Source organism: Flammeovirga aprica JL-4 (assembly GCF_012844305.1).
GTDB lineage: Bacteria > Bacteroidota > Bacteroidia > Cytophagales > Flammeovirgaceae > Flammeovirga > Flammeovirga aprica.
In genome coordinates, this window is sequence record NZ_JABANE010000144.1 from 1 (window position 1) to 17,641 (window position 17,641).

The 17,641-nt window shown below is 29.6% G+C and carries 16 protein-coding genes; 1 reads left to right on the top strand and 15 read right to left on the bottom strand.

Annotated features, from left to right (window positions below; all coding sequences use genetic code 11):
* Positions 1-304 precede the first annotated feature (304 nt).
* From HHU12_RS29925 to HHU12_RS29995, 15 genes are all read right to left on the bottom strand, one after another.
* On the bottom strand, positions 305-1,435 hold the full coding sequence (locus tag HHU12_RS29925) for an MraY family glycosyltransferase (protein ID WP_169660411.1): 1,131 nt from the start codon (positions 1,433-1,435) through the stop codon (positions 305-307).
* A 224-nt stretch (positions 1,436-1,659) separates the two neighbouring features.
* Positions 1,660-2,604 (bottom strand): GDP-L-fucose synthase, encoded by a 945-nt coding sequence (gene fcl / locus HHU12_RS29930; RefSeq protein WP_169660412.1) that lies wholly within the window; start codon positions 2,602-2,604, stop codon positions 1,660-1,662.
* A gap of 77 nt (positions 2,605-2,681) precedes the next feature.
* Positions 2,682-3,794: a GDP-mannose 4,6-dehydratase gene (gene gmd / locus HHU12_RS29935; protein ID WP_169660413.1), complete on the bottom strand. Its 1,113-nt coding sequence runs from the start codon at positions 3,792-3,794 to the stop codon at positions 2,682-2,684.
* On the bottom strand, positions 3,791-4,501 hold the full coding sequence (locus HHU12_RS29940) for a WecB/TagA/CpsF family glycosyltransferase (RefSeq protein WP_169660414.1): 711 nt from the start codon (positions 4,499-4,501) through the stop codon (positions 3,791-3,793). The genes gmd and HHU12_RS29940 overlap by 4 nt, the downstream gene beginning before the upstream one ends.
* A complete protein-coding gene (locus tag HHU12_RS29945; RefSeq protein WP_169660415.1) occupies positions 4,489-5,529 on the bottom strand; it encodes a glycosyltransferase family 4 protein in 1,041 nt (346 codons plus the stop codon). Before HHU12_RS29945 ends, HHU12_RS29940 begins: the two co-directional genes overlap by 13 nt.
* Positions 5,530-5,533: 4 nt before the next feature.
* Positions 5,534-5,980: a serine O-acetyltransferase gene (locus HHU12_RS29950; RefSeq protein WP_169660416.1), complete on the bottom strand. Its 447-nt coding sequence runs from the start codon at positions 5,978-5,980 to the stop codon at positions 5,534-5,536.
* Complete coding sequence (locus tag HHU12_RS29955; protein ID WP_169660417.1) at positions 5,949-7,124, bottom strand: O-antigen ligase family protein; 1,176 nt, start codon at positions 7,122-7,124, stop codon at positions 5,949-5,951. The genes HHU12_RS29950 and HHU12_RS29955 overlap by 32 nt, the downstream gene beginning before the upstream one ends.
* Positions 7,115-8,248, bottom strand: a complete 1,134-nt coding sequence (locus tag HHU12_RS29960; RefSeq protein ID WP_205960031.1) for a glycosyltransferase family protein — start codon at positions 8,246-8,248, stop codon at positions 7,115-7,117. Before HHU12_RS29960 ends, HHU12_RS29955 begins: the two co-directional genes overlap by 10 nt.
* Before the next feature lie 112 nt (positions 8,249-8,360).
* Positions 8,361-9,662, bottom strand: a complete 1,302-nt coding sequence (locus HHU12_RS29965; RefSeq protein WP_169660419.1) for an oligosaccharide flippase family protein — start codon at positions 9,660-9,662, stop codon at positions 8,361-8,363.
* Complete coding sequence (locus tag HHU12_RS29970) at positions 9,663-10,148, bottom strand: serine O-acetyltransferase (protein WP_169660420.1); 486 nt, start codon at positions 10,146-10,148, stop codon at positions 9,663-9,665. It lies immediately after the preceding gene.
* A gap of 12 nt (positions 10,149-10,160) precedes the next feature.
* Positions 10,161-11,078 carry a UDP-N-acetylmuramate dehydrogenase gene (gene murB / locus HHU12_RS29975; protein ID WP_169660421.1) on the bottom strand — a complete coding sequence of 306 codons (918 nt, stop codon included), beginning with the start codon at positions 11,076-11,078 and terminating at the stop codon, positions 10,161-10,163.
* Between the two features lie 2 nt (positions 11,079-11,080).
* Positions 11,081-12,325: a UDP-N-acetylglucosamine 1-carboxyvinyltransferase gene (murA, locus tag HHU12_RS29980; protein WP_169660422.1), complete on the bottom strand. Its 1,245-nt coding sequence runs from the start codon at positions 12,323-12,325 to the stop codon at positions 11,081-11,083.
* An 89-nt stretch (positions 12,326-12,414) separates the two neighbouring features.
* Entirely contained in the window at positions 12,415-13,419 is a 1,005-nt protein-coding gene (locus HHU12_RS29985) for an NAD-dependent epimerase/dehydratase family protein (RefSeq protein WP_169660423.1), read from the bottom strand.
* Positions 13,420-14,850 (bottom strand): nucleotide sugar dehydrogenase, encoded by a 1,431-nt coding sequence (locus tag HHU12_RS29990; RefSeq protein ID WP_240971187.1) that lies wholly within the window; start codon positions 14,848-14,850, stop codon positions 13,420-13,422.
* Complete coding sequence (locus HHU12_RS29995) at positions 14,816-15,340, bottom strand: ArsR family transcriptional regulator (protein WP_169660424.1); 525 nt, start codon at positions 15,338-15,340, stop codon at positions 14,816-14,818. Before HHU12_RS29995 ends, HHU12_RS29990 begins: the two co-directional genes overlap by 35 nt.
* Positions 15,341-16,271: 931 nt before the next feature.
* Here HHU12_RS29995 and HHU12_RS30000 point away from each other — a divergent pair.
* Complete coding sequence (locus HHU12_RS30000; RefSeq protein WP_169660425.1) at positions 16,272-16,802, top strand: helix-turn-helix domain-containing protein; 531 nt, start codon at positions 16,272-16,274, stop codon at positions 16,800-16,802.
* Positions 16,803-17,641: the final 839 nt, after the last annotated feature.

A 17,641-nucleotide genomic window follows, 5' to 3' on the forward strand; every position in this document is an offset into this window, starting at 1 on the left:
CAAAAACACTCACCAAAAAGAATAAATATCCTGATTTTAGTGAGTGCTAGAGTCTATTTACCAAGACTCCCGAAATAAGGCTAATGCTTTTATATAAAAACACAATAGGGATTTTAAACATAACTATAAGTCTAATTTTATAGATTTGGATCCAAGTCATATATAAGCTTAAAATTTTAATCAGTTTGATTTGATAGAACGCTTACTTGTAAATTGAAACTGATTTTTGCCCTAATAAAAATCCCCTATTCCAAATATGTTTAATCAACTTTAGAATAGAGGATTGAATTGAAGAAGTCAGATATTAACCTGTTTTCTCAATTTTAAATATTTTATGCTTGAAAGTTTTCTCTTTTGTACTTGATTGAAAAGGACTTTTTTGATTGTTTTCTTTGTAATTACTTACTCTTATCCTTAAAAGGAGTGGAATAAAATATAATGATGAAAGAATCACTACCAATAGCAGTAAGTCATTAAAGAAAGGACTAACAGCCATAACAGTAGTCATGAAAATAACAGAGAATATTATGATAACACTACTTGCTGAGGCATGCGTTAAACCTGTTCTAATTAATATATGATGAATATGTTTTTTGTCAGGAGAGAAAGGTGATCTACCTGATAATATTCTTATTGTAAAGATTCTTAGAGTATCTATAAAAGGATAGATAAATAAAGCGATTGCAATACTAATCGGAGTGTCAATTTTATAGGGGTTTGAAACGTCTAGTGCAAAATCAATATTCACAAAGATAATTAGGGAAATAGAGATAAAGAAACCTAAGAACAAAGCTCCGGCATCACCCATGAAAATTTGAGCTTTACCCCAATTGTAATAAAGAAAACCTAGACATGCACCTACCATAGCAAACATCGCTAAGGCTAGAGTTGCTTCGTCTACAAGGTAAAACCAAATTCCTAAGCTAAATGAAATTAATGTGGAAATACTACCTGATAAACCATTAATTCCATCAATTAAATTAAATGAGTTTGTTAAGGCAATAATAACAAACATTGAAATTGCATAGGAAATAAAAAGAGGTAATTCTACACCTGAAAATAAAGTGTAAAGTGAACTAATTCGTACATCACCAAGTACAACAACAATAAAGGTTGCCATAAATTGTATAATTAGCTTATTTCTAGGACTTAATGGAAGCATGTCATCTCTAATACCCATAAATAGCATTAGTATTAATCCAAAAAATAAATAATTTAGATTAAAAGAGGAGGTGTCTTCCCCCCAAAGACAAAATGAAAGCACAAAACCTAAGAATATTCCTACTCCTCCCATTGCTGGAATAAGTCCTGTATGTATTTTTCGTCCTCCAGGTTCATCCAAAAGGCGACTTTTAATAATTACTTTTCGAACTTCGGGTACAGCAATTAATGATACAGTTAGTGATGTTAACAAGGATAAAAGTAATATGAGCATAATTTATTTATTTAGTATAGTTTATTTTCAGCAAGCATTAAGCCAAAAGATTAAAATGAAGATTTGAAAACAATGAATTCATTAAAATATAACTTTTACTTAAATGTTTAGCTTGATAGTTCATATTATACTAGAAATATTACAATTTAATATCCCTCATTTTTTAATATTTAAGAAATGAGGGATAATGAATTTAGAAACAGAATTAATATAAAAATTAAATCTTAACGTTCTGCTAAAACATCAACATTTTTCTGGAAGTCTTGATAAGTTAATGCAATACCTTCTTTCAAGTCAACTTTATGTTTCCATCCAGCATTATGAAGTAAAGAAACATCCATTAATTTGCGTGGAGTGCCATCAGGCTTTGTACTATCCCAAACCAATTCACCTTCAAAACCTACAACTTCTTTAATTGTTTCTGCTAACTCTTTAATGCTTAAATCAACACCTGTTCCTACATTCACAAACTGTTTCTCATCATAGTTTTGCATAAGGTAGAAACAAGCTTCCGCTAAGTCATCTACAAACATAAATTCCCTAAGAGGAGAACCAGTACCCCAAACTTCTACTGTTGACTCATTATTTACCTTAGCTTCATGGAATTTTCTTAATAAGGCTGGAAGAACATGAGAGTTCTTTGGATGATAATTATCATTATAGCCGTATAAGTTAGTTGGCATAGCAGAGATGAAGTTACATCCGTATTGATCTCTATAAGCCTCACACATTTTAATACCTGATATTTTGGCAATAGCATAAGGCTCATTTGTTTGCTCTAAAGTATCAGTTAAAAGGTATTCCTCTTTTAGAGGTTGTGGAGCTAATTTTGGGTATATGCAAGATGAACCTAAGAACATTAATTTCTTAACTCCTTGTACATAGCTTTGATGAATCACATTATTTTGAATCATCAAGTTTTCATATAGAAATTGACCTCTATAAATATTATTAGCTAGAATACCTCCAACTTTAGCAGCAGCTAAAAAAACATATTCCGGCTTTTCTTCTTCAAAAAAAGTTTTTACAGCTACTTGATCTGTTAAGTTTAACTCAGAAGAAGTTTTAGTGATAATATTAGAAAAACCTTCTCTTTCAAGTTTTCTAACAATTGCTGAACCGACCATTCCTCTATGACCAGCTACATATATTTTTGATGTTTTTTGCATTATCTTAAAAGCATTAAATCATCAAAAGCCCATGAATTAATTCATGGGCTTTTGATGATTTGTGATGTAATAAAATTCTATTCGTATTGATTTAAAATATCATGACCGCCTTCTAAAAGATATTTCTCTTTCTTAAATAGTTTTAAGTCAGATTGCATCATATCTTTCACCAAACCATCTAAATCATACTCTAATTCCCAACCTAATTTTTCTTTAGATTTAGTAGGATCACCAATCAATAGATCCACTTCAGTAGGACGGAAGTATTGAGGATCAACCTTTAATACAACTTGTCCAACTTCAACTTGATATTCAGGGTTGCTACATGACTTAATTTTTGCAATTTCATCAACACCTTCACCTTCAAATTCTAATTCGATTCCTACTTCAGCAAAAGACATTTTTACAAAGTCACGGATTGTTGTCGTAACACCTGTAGCAATAACAAAATCTTCCGCTTTATCTTGTTGAAGGATTAACCACATTGCTTTCACATAATCCTTTGCATGACCCCAGTCACGTTTTGAATTAAGGTTGCCAAGATATAAAGTATCTTGAAGCCCTAAAGCAATTTTAGAAACTGCTCTTGTAATTTTACGAGTAACAAAAGTTTCTCCACGAATAGGGGATTCATGGTTAAATAAAATACCATTACAAGCATACATATTGTAAGCTTCACGGTAATTTACCGTAATCCAGTAACCATACATTTTAGCTACAGCGTATGGAGAACGAGGGTAAAAAGGAGTAGTTTCTTTCTGAGGTATTTCTTGTACCATACCGTATAATTCTGAGGTAGAGGCTTGGTAGATTCTAGTTTTTTCAGTTAAACCTAAAAGTCTAACGGCTTCTAAGATTCTTAGAGTACCTAAACCATCTACGTTTCCAACATATTCAGGAGTATCGAAACTTACACGTACGTGAGACATTGCTCCTAAGTTGTAAATTTCATCAGGCTGAATCTCTTGAATAATTCTAGTAAGGTTCATAGAATCAGTAAGATCACCATAATGTAATTTAAGCCTTACATTAGTTTCATGAGGATCTTGGTATAAATGATCTATTCTATCTGTATTAAATAAAGATGAGCGACGTTTGATACCGTGTACTTCATAACCTTTTTCAAGTAATAGTTCGGTTAAGTATGCTCCATCTTGTCCAGTGATGCCAGTTATTAAAGCCTTTTTCATTTATTTTTCTTACTTAGTTTTTCTTTAAATACATCAAATATAAATAAAGGAGTAGAAATGAAATTTCTTCTCCATAATCTTTTAGGTTCTTTTAATAATCTAGGTAACCACTCAAGACCTAAATCTATCCAAAACGGACTAGGTCTTTTTACAGTACCTGCGTAAAAATCAAAAACTGCTCCAATAGATGCTGCAACCTTAAAGTCGATAAAGGTTTTATTTTCATTTAACCATTTCTCTTGTTTGGGAGCAGTCATACCTAAAAATAAAACATCTGGTTTAATTTGGTTTATTTTATCAATCATTATCTTTTGATCTTGTAAACTAAATTTATCCTTGTATGGAGGTGAATAATATCTAACAGTAATATTTGAATATTTATTAAAAATTTTTTCTAAAGTATTCTGAGAAGCACCAAGGTAAAAAACAGTTCCATTATTGCTATTAACATATTCGAGTAAATACTCATGTAAGTCAGCTCCAGCGATTTTGTCAATTTCTTTTCTATGTACTAGTTTCATAGCTTTAACTATGCCAATACCATCAGGTAACAAAATATCTGAGTTTTTAAGTGCTTTATTAAAATTTGAATCTGATTTACTAACGATATATGAATGAGGATTAATAGTATTTATTATTAATTTTTCCTTATTCATAGGTAACTCCTCTAGCGACCTGTCATATACATTAAAATTTAATAACTCCATTGGTTGTAAATATTGTTTAACTGTATTTCTATCTCTGATAATGAAAATGTTGAACTCGATAACTTAAAAGATTCTTCTGATAAAAGATCTCTTTTATCTTCATTATTGATCAATAGTTCTATATGTTCACTTAACGAATTTACATCATTTGGGTCAAAGAGCAACATATTTTTATTGTGGATTGCAACATCAGGAAGGCCACCTACAGGTGTTGTTATGACTGGTAAACCATAAGAAAATGCATCTAGGACAGCCATAGGAAAACCTTCTGCAAAACTTGGTAAACAAAAAATTCTTGATTTTGAAAAATATTCATTTTTAACATGCCCGTTTATCCACCCTAAAAATAATGTTTGTTTTGCAACATCTAGTTTATGAGCAAGTTCGTTTGCTGAATTTAATTCCCCATTACCTGCAAATACTAATTTCCAATTAGGGTATTTTTTATTTATCATAGCAAAAGCTTTGATTAGAGTTGAGTAGTTTTTTCTCTTATTAAGAGTGCCTGCATATAAAATTATATTTTCTTTCGCTATTTCACGTATTTCTGTATTTGGAATGCAGGGGTTGTAAAGGACCTGAACCTTTTTTTTACAAATATTTAAATCGTTTATAATATTTTTTTTCCAGCTTTCAGAAAGTACTAAAATTGTATCTGAATAATTGAAAACTTTTTTGTATAATTTTACCGATTTTTTATCAATTTTAGAGTTTTCACTAAATGCATGGAAGTGAATTATAATTTTTTTTTGTAAAAAATTACCTAATTTAATGAAAATTAACTTTCTATAAACCGAAATTTTACCACTTAAATGAACATGAATAATGTCAGTAGTTTTAATGTGAAAAATAAATAAGATAAGAGCTCGAAAGAAAAAAAAGATTTTTAAAAAAATATTTCTATCTATATGAGTTTCTATCCATTTGCAGTTATAATTATACCATAATTTAGTATTACTGTGCAGGTTGACAACAGAGGTAATTCCACCTCTTGTTTTTTTGGATGTAGCTAAAACGATAACTTTCACTTTCTTATTTAATATGTTTTATGATTTTTGCGGGGTTCCCAACGATAATAGTATTTTCAGGGACATTTTTGGTTACAACTGAGCCGGCACCAATAATTACATTGTTCCCAACTTTAATATCTCCAATAATTATACAGTTCGCACCTATATTCACATTATTTCCAATTTTAGGAGAAGGAGACCCTTCTTTAGAATTTCCAATAGTTGTATTTTGCCTTATAGTGACATTTCTTCCAATTACTGCTTTCTCATTAATTACAATACCAAATCCATGATAGATTTGAAAGTTATCTCCAATCATAGTACTGTCAGGGATGTCAATACAAAGTATATATTGTACAATTATTTTGTAAAGAATTCTTATTGGATGTGAATTAGACCATCTTTTATTGTATAGTTTGTGAGATAATCTGTAAAAATTAAATACGAATTCTCCTTTTGTATTCTTCATGATTAGAAAATGCTAAGATAAAACCTTGCAATATATCAAAAATAAAAAAATTACCGCCCTGTGATAGGTTTAAAATTATATATGAACTGAACATTGCAAGATTAAGGAATTTGAATGAATCTGTCTTCAATATCATAATCAAATAATGCCAATGAAAGATCAAAAATAGTGAAAAACCAATGATTCCGCACATTAACAAAACATCAGAGTAGCCATTATGGGTTCTTATAGATAGATTTGTTTTAGGTTTCATACGTTCATGAATATCATTTCCAATTCCCCATATTTTCTCAAAAAATGAACTTTCATAGAAAACTTCTAAACCAGCTATGAAAAATCTGACTCTTCCCGAACCTAGATTATTTGAACTATTGTTGTTGTATATTGTAGTATCAGAAACACGGTATTGTAATGTTTTATCATTTTCTTTTATATAATTATAAGAATACATCAGAATGAATAATAATAATGTTAACGCTGGAAGACTCTTTAATTTTATTTTTTTATAGTTATAAACTGAAATGAAAATAATAAAAATAGCCCACCCTGTTCTTACATAAGTTAAATAAAGAGAAAAACTTCCAAAGGCAATCAAAAGCAAATATGAGACTTTAGATTTTGAAAAATTCTGTCCTATAACTATATATACGGAAAGGCTAATAGCTAAGGTAATGGATGCAGAATGGGGATTTTGAAAAATTCCAATAAAACCCTCTTTGTCAATACCGTAAATGCTTAGATCGTAACCCGAATTCAATGGTTTAATTAAATTAAGTTGAAAAGGTATTGTTGATAAAAGAACAAACTGAGAGACATTATATATAATTTTTAATAAGTTATTTGTTGATAAAATTTTACCATAATGGTATGCTAAAACAAAGGGTAAAAGCTTAAAAAAGTCACTAATAGAATCAAATGGATGATAAAACACATCTGTATTAATGATAACACTAAGTGAAAATAATAAATAAATATAGGTGATTCTATCAATCTTCTTTTTGCTACTGAAGAATAAGTGAGTAAATGGAATTATAATAAGAATAAATTTCCATAGTAAAGAAATTTTGACTCCACTAATACTTAAAGCTTCAAAATAAAGAATAGTTCCAAAAAAAATGAAATAAATAAGTTTTTTTATATACATTTATTTATTTGATATATAAAGTGTAAAAAATTTTTCAATAACTTAATATTAAACTTATTGATAGTAGGAACTAGATTAGAATAGATATTATCATATACATCGACAACTTTTTCGATGTCAAAGTATTTGTCGAACCATACCTTTGAGTTGTTTTTTTTATCAAATAAAGCGGATATTATTTGTTTAGATATAGCTTCTTCTTCAATTTTAATTGGAACTCGTTCAGAGAAGTTATACTCCATAAATGTGGGTAAAGTATCTTCATTAACTAAAACTGGTAAATTAGATTCACTAGTGCTGCCAAGAATTATTTTATTTTTACTTGATGCTTCCATTATACCTCTTCCTGTACCAATATATATATCACAAATGTCAATAATTTCTTTCGCGTTATGAGTAAACTCGTCATCAGAAAAAATAAAATGTACATTATTCTGTAATAAGCTTGTGTCGATAATGTCTGAATCAACTTCTGAACCAATCAGGATTAGCTTTGCTTTTATATTATTTTCATTGAGAGAGTTTGTAATTTTTATAGATTCGTTAATACTTTTTTTGTAAAATTTAGTGATTCTAGCAATCTTTAATAAGATAATGTCTTCTTTTTGGTAGCCAATTAAAGATTTTAGTCTTTCAATTCTTTTGTTATCATTTTGAAATGGAAGTACTCTATTAGGAATTAGAAAATAGTTTTGTGATGAAGAAAGCTTTTTGTAATAAGATAAATTTTCATTACTAAATAAAATTAAATTTTCAACCTTTGGGAAATGTTTTACATTTTGTCCTCCACATTTCGTGAGAATATTTCTTCTTACACCTGACATTACACTTAACCAATAGATTTGTTCATTAAAGCAATGTATTATATCTATTTTTTGTCTTCTAACAATCTTTTTTATTTCTTTTAAAAGCTCTAAAGTATCATTGATTTTTTCGATTTTTAAATAATCATAAGATGAGCAATTTATATCTTTTAAAATCTTTGAATCATTGATTCCGATATTTACAATTGAAAAGTTATATTTTTTTTTGATAGAACTATTCATTAAAGCACTAATAGAATAGTAATGTCCTCCAACTCCATTTGATAAGGTTAGAACTATAACTAATATATTATTTTCCATGTTTTCTTGATTAATTGACATAGTTATAATAAATGTTTTTTTATGAAATTGAAATATTTTATATTAACAATTACCATTTAAAAAAGTAAGTATTTTTAAAATATATAATTACTCACTTTAAGTGTATATTTTTTTTATGGTTAATTATGAATTTTCTTAATTTCTTTTTTGAGCTTTTGAAATTTAAAATAGACCTTTTCTTAATTTTAGTATATTTAGAGTATTGTAAAATAAATAACAAAGCACTAAATGAATAACTAATAGTAGAAGCTATTGAGGCTCCATTGGCACCTAATGTAGGTATTAATTTGATGTTAAGGATTATGTTAATTATTAGTGCTGGAATCATCGCATAAAGTGCAATATTTGGTTTCCCTCTTCCAGCTAAATCCATATTTAATACTTTAAATATAGTTAATAAAAAAACTCCTGGTAATAGATATCTAAGTACTGAAATACTTCCAAAGAAAGTCTTACCAAACATAAATTCTATGATAATAGGTGCTAAAAAGTAAATGATGATTGAAGAAATTCCAACAAAGATTAAAGAAATATGTAATAAAAATATTACTTCTTGCGAAAACTTTTCATTGTCTTTTGAAGTAGCACTTCTAGAAAATATAACAGTACTTAAAAACATAGGTATTTGCCATAAATATTCTGTAATTGATACTCCCTTTGAATACAATCCTAATTGAAAACTATTAGAATAATGTTCTAAAAGTATTATATCCATTTTATAGTTTAATGATATCGCTAACAATGATACAGCATAAATAATACCTAGTGATGTTAGTTTTTTTATAACATCCCAGTGAATTTTTAATGAAAGTGATTCAGCAAAATTATTCTTTTTTATAAGTAAAAATGATGTTATGACATGACCAATTAATATACCTATCAGAACAGATTGAACACCTATTTGGAAGAAATATATTAAAATTGATATACAGATCACTTGAATTACTGGAGGTAGCCAGTTAATTTGATTGAATGATTTTATATTGTTTTGTCCTAAAAAAATTCCAGAATTATATGTGTTGAATAAGGCAAATGGAATAGGAGATATTGCTAAAATAATTAATTGAGAGTTTTTATGAGTATTAAAAAAATACATAAGAATGAAACATAGCAATAGAGAAAAAATAGTAGAGAAAAACCAAATTTGAGTAATCGATGTTTTTATTTTTTCTAATGAGAATAACTTCTTTCCTAGACAGTAAGTTGTAGACTGCCTTATCCCAATAGACCCAATAGACATAAATATTGTTGGGTAAAGGATCAAAGTAGCTATTATTCCATTTATTTCAGGACCTAAAAGATGAGCGGTAATACTTATCTGTAGTAATCCTGATATTATTATAATAATTTTGCTACCACCTATGGAAAGAGTGTCTTTTAATATTGATGACATTTATTTATTTTTGAATATTCTAGCGGGAACTCCAACAGCGGTATGAAATGCTGGTACATCTTTTAAAACTACAGCATTGGCTCCAATTAATGCACCATCTCCAATTTTTATATTTCCAATGATTTTTGCTCCAGCAAAAATTTTTACATTTTCACCTATTATTGGGTAAGACTTTTTTTGTGCGTTATGGCCGTGACTCCCCAATGTAACTCCTTGCCAAATAGTAGTATTTTTACCTACAATAGTATTGTCTCCAATTACAATATTTATTGGATGAGGAAAAAAAACACCTTCTTCAAGAGTTGCGTTTAGAGATATTTGACAACTTCTTTTGAGGTATAGTTGATTTTTTAGATAAAAAGCAACTAACTTAAAAATTATGAATTTACTGTCGTAAAGTTTTTTACTTATTCTATAGTTAAGTAATAAACGATAACTTGGGTTAAATAAAAATGAGTAAATGAAATTACTTCTTTTTTTGTCCAATTTGATTCTAGTTTATAGATTAGTAATACATATTTTATCTCCTTCAGGAGATATGTATAGAACTTCACTTTTAAGTGTTATTTGTTTTCTTTCTTTTGCTGTTTTAGCAATGTATTTTATAAGATTTATTACATCACTTGATGATGCATCACCTTCATTAATAATGAAGTTTGCATGTTTCTTAGAAACCCTTGCACCACCTATTGATATACCTTTTAAACCAAGATCTTCAATAATTGCACCAGGAGCACCATGAGCTTGATATAGATCAGGACTACTTAAAAAAACAGATCCGCAATTAGGCTGTTTTCGTGGGAATTTTGCTGACCTATTTTTTAATATTCCAAGCATTTCTTCATGTTTTTCTTTTGAAGAAATTATCGGTTGAAGTAGGATATGGATTTCTAGAATTATAAGGTTTTTTTTCTTAAGAAAGATACTACTTCTGTATTGAAACTGACAATCTTTGTTATATAAAGTATTAACAGTAAGATCATCAGTGTTTAATACTATTACTTTTTCAATGTTTTCTCCAATATTCTTCCTTAAACTGCCACCATTCATATGTACTAATCCACCAACAGTACATGGTATACCAATGGTGTGTTCTAATCCTGATAAGTTTTTGAAAACACTATTCCTTGCTAAACCAGGTACCCAAGCACCTGCTTGACAAATCAATTTATTTGCTGAAAATTCAAAATTAGAAAAAGCTTCTCCAATTTTGATAATAAGACCATTAACACCATTGGAATCAAATAAAAGATTTGAACCTCTTCCGATAACTATAAAAGGAATTGAATGTGCAGTAGCAAAAGTTATTGCTTTAATAATATCTTCTAATGAGGTAGGTTCACAAAAATATTTTGCTTCCCCACCTATTTTCCAATAGTTATGATCCTTTAGAGAAATATTCTGATGTATTTTCATTATTATACTCTATTGATATCAACACCTAAACTTTTTAATTTGTCAATTAAATTTTCATACCCTCTTTCTATTTGCCAAGCATCACTAATAATAGTTTCTCCATCACTTACTAGACCAGCAAGGAGTAATGCTATTCCTGCTCTTAAATCTAAAGCTTTAACTTGACTTCCTTTGAAAACATTTCCGCCGTCTATTTCTAATAAATCCCCATTGATATTATACTTAACTCCCATTTTTGAAAGTTCTTCAGCATATCCATATCTTCCAGGGAATCGTAAGTCAATTATTTTTGACTTCCCTTTTGAGCAAGCTCCATAAACTGCAAACAAAGGTTGCATATCAGAATTTATTCCTGGGTATGGACCAGTACTGATTTCAATTGGATATGCTTCACCTCCTCTAATTATTAATGAGTTATCACCTTTATAGAACTTCATGCCACTTTCCTTAAGAAAAATTAAAGGAACTTCTAAATGTTCAAAAGGGAAATTTTTAATTTCAACGTCACCTTTAGTAATTACAGCTCCTATTGCCCAAGTAAGAGCTTCCATATTGTCAGGTATAACTTCATGACTAACTCCTTTTAGTCTTGAAACGCCTTCTACTATTATACATTTTTGACCTTTTACTTCAATTTTACCTCCCATTTTTGAGATCATATTTATAAGGTCTAAAATTTCAGGTCTTATATGAGGGTTCCAAATTGTTGTTTTTCCTTTTGCAAGACTAGACACTATTATTGCGTTTTCGGTAGCTCCTGTTGATCTAATTGGTAAAAATATATCAGTTCCACTTAACTCTTCTTCAACTTCAGCACATAAATAATCACCTTCTTCCCAAACTTTTGCACCAAGTTTTTCTAAAAGCATCACGTGTAAATCATATTTTCTTTCACCTAGTTTACATCCACCAGGTAAAGGTACCTTTCCCTTTCCAAATCTTGCAACTAATGCACCTAATACTAATAAAGTATTTCGAATAGATCTCTCTGACCATTCAAGAGTAGTATTTTTTGAAGAATTTTCAGTTATAGTAACTGTATCATTTATCGTAGTATATTTTTTCCCTAACACAGAAAGCATTTCTAAATGTATTTTAACATCTAAAAGACCATTAGGAAAGTTTGTGAGTTGAATTTCTTCATTTGTTAAAATTGAGGCTGCTAATAATCTAAGTGAACTATTTTTTGCTCCACTAATATGTACAACTCCATTTAAAGTTGATTTTTTAACTTTTAATTTATCCATTTTTCAAAATATGTATTATTTAATACGTGTTTTTAAATTAATATTACTTTTAATTTATTTATCAGAATGTTATTTTGTATTAACGCTATTTACGCGTTGTACATTAAATACCACTCTACAAAATTTTTAATCCCTTCATCAATATCCACTGATGCTTTATAGTGAAAGTTTTTTTCTAGATTTGAAGTATCTGCAAAAGTGGAATATACATCGCCAGGTTGCATTGGATACATTTTTTTTAGTGCAGTTTTTCCTAAATACTTTTCCATGGTTTTAATGAATTCCATTAGTTTTGTTGGACTACCACAACCTATGTTATAAAGGTCATTTCCATTTTGACTTTTATTGGTAAGTACTTTTGCTATTCCGTTAATGATATCATCGATATAAGTAAAATCTCGCTCTAATTCACCATTATTAAATACTTTTATCGAATCTCCATTTAATATGGCTTTAGCAAAAAGCATTGGAGCCATATCTGGTCTTCCCCATGGGCCATAAACTGTGAAGAACCTAAGTCCTGTGCAATTTATATTATATAGATGGTTGTATGTATGAGCCATTAGTTCATTAGACCGTTTAGTAGAAGCATAAAGACTCACGGGGGTATCAACTCTATGGTCAGTAGAAAATGGTTGTTCAGTGTTTTGTCCATATACGCTTGAGCTACTCGCATAAACTAAATGCTCAACAGGATAATGTCTACACCCTTCAAGAATATTTAAAAAACCGCTAATATTTGAAGAGATATATGCACGAGGATTGTCAATACTGTATCTAACACCAGCTTGAGCTGCCAAATTGACAACATAGTTAAAGTTTTCTTTCCTAAATAACTCGATAAGGTTGTGTTCGTCTGTTATATCAAGACGAACAAAACTAAAATTATCAAGTTTATTACTTATTACTTTATGATTATATCTAATGAAATCTGATTCTATTCCAAGTTCCTTTAATCTGTCAAATTTTAGAGACATTGGGTAATAATCATTAATGTTATCAATACCAATAAGTTGGTAGTTATATTCACTTAATTTTTTTGATAAATGGTAACCTATAAAACCAGCGGCACCAGTAATAAGAATTTTTTTCATTTACTTACCTATATTTTTAATTGAGAAACCAATTTTTTTCAAATGACCTACTTCCAATATATTTCTTCCATCAAAGATACTAGCAGGTTTTAATACTAACTTATATATATGTTCCCAATCATAATTGATAAACTCATCCCATTCTGTGAGTACAGCAATTGCATGAGCTCCTGTTATTGCCTCATATGGATCATTAACTACCTTCACTCTTTCTCTAATTTCTTCAGGTGAATGTGTGTTTAAGTATTCTAAGTCCGCATAAATTCTTTCAGCTGTTACCTTCGGGTCGTAAACAACAATATTAGCTTGCTCATCTAGTAAATGATCGGCAACATAAATTGCAGCCGATTCACGAGTGTCATTCGTTTCTTTCTTAAAAGCCCAACCATAAAATGCAATATTCTTACCGGATACAGTATTATAGGAGTTTTTGATAATGTTATCAGCAAAACGACGTTTTTGATAATCATTAAGTTTAATTACTTGATCCCAGTACTCTGCCACTTCATCTAGACCATAGGATTTAGCAATATATACTAAGTTTAATACATCTTTTTGAAAGCAAGAACCACCAAAACCTACAGATGATTTCAAGAATTTTGCTCCAATACGAGAATCCATACCGATAGCTCGAGCAATTTCATCCACATCAGCTTCTGTTTTCTCACATAAAGCAGACATTGCGTTGATAGAAGAGATACGTTGTGCTAAGAATGCATTTGCGGTAAGTTTTGATAACTCTGAAGACCAAACATTGGTTTGTAATACTTGTTTTTTAGGAACCCATGCTTCATAAATTCCGGATAATAAATCTTTCGCTTCTTGTCCTGTTGGTGTGTCATCACCACCAATTAATACACGATCAGGGTTCATTAAGTCATCAATTGCCGTACCTTCTGCAAGGAATTCAGGATTCGAAAGAATTTCAAAGTTTACACCGTTTCCTGTGCTTGATAAAATACTTTTTAAAGCTTCTGCTGTTCTAACAGGAAGAGTAGATTTTTCAACTACAATTTTATCATCAGTAGCGACCTCAGCAATTTGACGTGCACATAGTTCAATATATTTTAAATCAGCTGCCTGTCCTTTACCCTTTCCATAGGTTTTTGTAGGTGTATTGACAGATATAAAAATCATATCAGCCTCTTGAATACCTTTTTTGACATCAGTGGAAAAGAATAAATTTTTATTTCTTGTTTGAGCAACTACTTCAGCTAATCCAGGCTCGTAAATTGGCAATAAATCTAGATCCTCATCATTCCAGTCATCTATTCGTTCTTTATTAATATCAACAATATTAACTTTAATATGTGGGTTTTTTAGAGCAATTACAGCCATAGTAGGTCCTCCTACGTAGCCAGCACCAATGCAACAAATATTTTTAATTTCTTTCATTTTATTTACACTTATGCTCAAAAATTTTAAGAGCATTTGGTGGGATTTTATTAGAACTTGTTTCTGTTAATTCAGCATATTTTACTTTACGGGCTAAAGTACTTTCTACTTTATTAATAAGTTTATTTAAGTAGATATGGTCAAAATTCCCTTTTATTAGTAACTCAATTGTGCTACTGTTAGTACCTTTTGCTATCTCACCTATAAGATAAACTTCTTCGATGCTCCCTAGTTTTTTTAGTACATTTTCAATAATGATGTCTAGTCCTACATACTTTTGAACTAAAGAATTTAAATCATTGAATAATGGATGGGAGGTATTAACTCTGAAAAATTTTTTGTTTCCCCTGAATGAGGAATCTAACATATTTGCTTTTTCCAAACGGTTTAATTCTACCCTAATGGAGTTTGTAGATTCTGAAAGTTCTATAGCTAACCCTCTTAGATAAGCTGTATTGTTAGGATTAAGAAAAAATTTCAGCAGAAGTTTTAATCGAGTTTTTGAAGTTATTAATGCTTCTAGCATTCAGTTGAAAAATAAAAGTAATTTGAATTTAATACGGCTTCGCCACGTCAGTCACATTTAGAACCCTGTGACCGCTTTATCGGTTTAATGAATGTAAATTAAGTATGAGTAAAATTTTTACACAAATTATTGTCTGAATATTTTGCTTGTGTAATCGCTAATGCATTGATATACAGTAATAAAGTAATAAGTGTTTTGGGTACGATAAATCTTTTGAATTTGTGTTTTGGAACCTGTGGGTCTTATGTATGGAGTATTATCAAAGAAGTCAATACTTTTTCAGACTGCTTCACCGTATCGGTTCATTAGTTCAAAACTTTTTTAAAAGAAGTCAAGTAAATCTTTTTGATTTGCTATAGATGCCAATTATCAAGTTCACTTAGACAGTCCGAAATACTGAGGGTATTATTAGAATAAATGAAATCGAGTATTTCGTAGACCCATAATTGAAATTATGGGCTTTTGGGAAGATAACTCATTTGTCAACTTGTGAATGTAATATTTTTATTATCCGTGTTTTAATGGTTATAAGTACAAATTCAAAATTATCTCATACTAATTCTATTTATTGCTTTGCGTTTACTTCCTTCAAAAAACTTTTAATAAAACCACTAATTAATACGTTTTTTAGCGTTGTACTCCCAAAAATAAATTAGAATTAACTATGATTTATTTTTGACTTTGTACTTAAAGGCTGTAAATCTTTAAGGTATGTCAAGATGATAATGAAAGTTGGAAAATGAGATAGCTCCCTATAAGCCCAAGGCTTACAGGCGTGGTGCACAATATGTTAACCTATTTCTTCAGTATCTTCAGTCCTAGTACTTAACTTTACCTCCAAAAGTTAAAATAAATTTAAATAAGAGATAAAACAGAACTGTTGCAGTATAAATTTCGAATGACATTATAGTAACACTAATTCAAAAGTGGGATGAATCTCACAATTCAAGATAGAGAATACATAGAATTTACCTTTAATATTCTGAAGTTTAGCCGTCGTAAGATTGCTAAAAAACTTTGTGTTGCTCATTCCACTGTATGCCGTGAACTTAAAAGAAATTCAATAGGAGGTGAAAAATACAAAGCACACTATGCACATCACTTGGCTTTAGCCAGAAAAAAATTAATAGGTGGTCGCAATAAGAAAAAATCCATATTCAAAAAATATAAAAGAAAGAGACCTTATCGTCTTTATGCAAACCGTTGTCAAATTTGCTGGGCCTCAGATATGCCTGATGTGTACAGTTTTTATCGCAAACATAAATCATATAGAAAGCGTCTGAAAATAAAACGTTATCAGAAGCGACTACATCTCAAAAAGATCTTTCATTTTAGAAATGACCTCTTTCTTTTTATGTTATTGAAACTACATATCATTCTTCAAAAAGTAAGCAAAGTTGAAACTTCCACTGCATTCCATTCTAAAAGACCTCAAAACCAATGCATACAGCAATCTGCATAAGGAATATTATGTCTTATTACCAAAAAAACATCCGAATCAATAACAGTACTACAACTACTACCACTCTATTCCATCCAATTTGTTATTAATAATGAACAAGATAACTGTCTTGTAGCTCCTTTTCTTGTTGAAGGAGCAAGTGGAGCTTTTGCTCACGAATTAAAAATCGATGAATATGGATGTCATTTTGGTCAGAATCAACTCACATTGGGAATGTCTAATTTTTGAAGTTCATAGTTTGTGAATTTCCAGGGGTATTTATCAGAAATACCAGATTTGCTATTCTAATTATATCGTTCACCCTTGAAAAAAGCCCTATCATTTTTTCTTACTATTATTAATTATAGATACAATGGGATATCAAAAAAAAAATTGCCAACAAATAGTAAAAGCGAAAGTAAATTAACCTCGGTATTCATATTGGAAGAAAGTGATTTAGAGCTTATTTTTGATAAATGGTTTTATCTATTGGAAAACTTGACAATTTTTGAAGTGATGCGAGCTGTTTTGTAAGAGCATATTCTTAAATGAGTATTTAAGGCTTTTTTATAAAAACTGAAATAGGTTCAAGTCTAAAGCTACAAGTGTGACTTGGATCTATACCTGAAAAAAGTTTGTATACTTATACTAAGTATATGACAAAAAAATGACTCTCCATGAAATTGATTAAATTTGAATTTCGACATACAAAATTTATCAATTATGGAGAGTCAACACGAATATACGAAATTGGGTAATGGATGATTTAGGTTGATTCTTTGTTATATGTATATGAGACATTACAAAGAAATACGTTGTCCTCACTGTGAAGGCAACGATATAGTGAAAAATGGTCATAG